The 1358-nt window shown below is 54.6% G+C and carries 1 protein-coding gene; it reads left to right on the top strand.

From position 1 onward, the window contains the following. The first annotated feature begins 608 nt into the window (after nt 1-608). Nucleotides 609-1268 carry a hypothetical protein gene (locus FHY02_RS22585; RefSeq protein WP_183926616.1) on the top strand — a complete coding sequence of 220 codons (660 nt, stop codon included), beginning with the start codon at nt 609-611 and terminating at the stop codon, nt 1266-1268. Nucleotides 1269-1358 lie beyond the last annotated feature (90 nt).

Genomic DNA, 1358 nt, shown 5'->3' on the forward strand with positions numbered 1-1358 from the left:
ACCCGCTACGACCGCTGCCCAACCGCATTCTTCTCCGCCATCGCGCTCGCTGCCACTGTCATCTTCTGGCTGTGATCAACGAGTCCTGACCCTAATCCGTCCGGCCTCTACGATGAAATCCAGATCACGTGATCTCTTTGCATTTCCTTTCAGGAGACGATCGATGAACACGATATCGCGATTTCAGTCCTATCCGGCATCGTCGCGGGATCCGCAGCTGAAGGCGACGGCCAACGATCACAAGGTCGCGATTAGCTGGCTCGAACAAGCCAACCTCCGACATCAATATTCTACGTCTCGGCGGCACGAGCGGACCGAGCCTGTATCCCGACCATCTCCGAACAGGCGGCGCGTGGAAGACATCCAAACTCAAGGACGAGGCGCCGTCGCTTACCGGCACGGGCGGCGGCGGCGGGGGCGACTGCGGGAGCAACTCCACCCCGCCCGACATCGTCGTCGAGGGTCCGCGCTCCACTCCTGACACGTCCACCCCTACCCCTCCGTCCAGTACGGACTCCTCTTTACCACCCGATGTCGTCGTGCAGGGGCAACGACCCGCGCCCGAGAACACGTCACCAGCGCCAGTGCCGTCGCTCGCCGACCACATCGTGACCGTCGCGATCGACCAGCCATCGGATGACCAGAAAAGGGTGATTGGAATCCTGAAGAACCAGATTAACGCTATGGATTCGCAGATTTCCAAAATTGATGACAAAAAAGAATTAAGCGTCAAACTATCGAACGGAAAGACAAAAACCGTAACAGGTGCCGAAGTAAAAAAACTTTGGTCTACTCTAAAGATACAGATAGACGATCCTGCAAATGCAAACTATCCTAACGGCTCTGGAAGAGGAGCAAGCACATATAAGAACGGGGTAACTCACTTTAACGTTAAAACAGTAAGCGAATATCTACCTTCAACAAATCAATCTGACTACAACAACCAGCTTGCACAATATTTAGTTTTGCATGAACTAGCTCACAACACAGCCGCTGGCAAGGCAGAAAATAGGTGGCAATCCTCCCATGGAACCTTGGATGAAAACGACTCCTACCCAGCAAGCGAAAAGCTCGCCAACTCGATAGCAAAGGCGATTGAAAAAGAGGCCGGCCTCAAACCGATCCCTGATCCAAGGTACGGTTATGACGAGTCCTATACGAGCTTCAGCGATGGCGTAAGTGATGGTTCGCCCGATTCTTCCCCGTCACCTGCCGATCGCCCTCGCAGCAACAACGTTGACGGATCACATCACACGGATATTCCCTAGGGTCAGGACTCGTTGATCACAGCCAGAAGATGACAGTGGCAGCGAGCGCGATGGCGGAGAAGAATGCGGTTGGGCAGCGGTCGTAGCGGG

It is taken from the genome of Sphingomonas sp. BK069 (genome assembly GCF_014193405.1).
In the GTDB taxonomy this organism is placed as follows: Bacteria; Pseudomonadota; Alphaproteobacteria; order Sphingomonadales; family Sphingomonadaceae; genus Sphingomonas.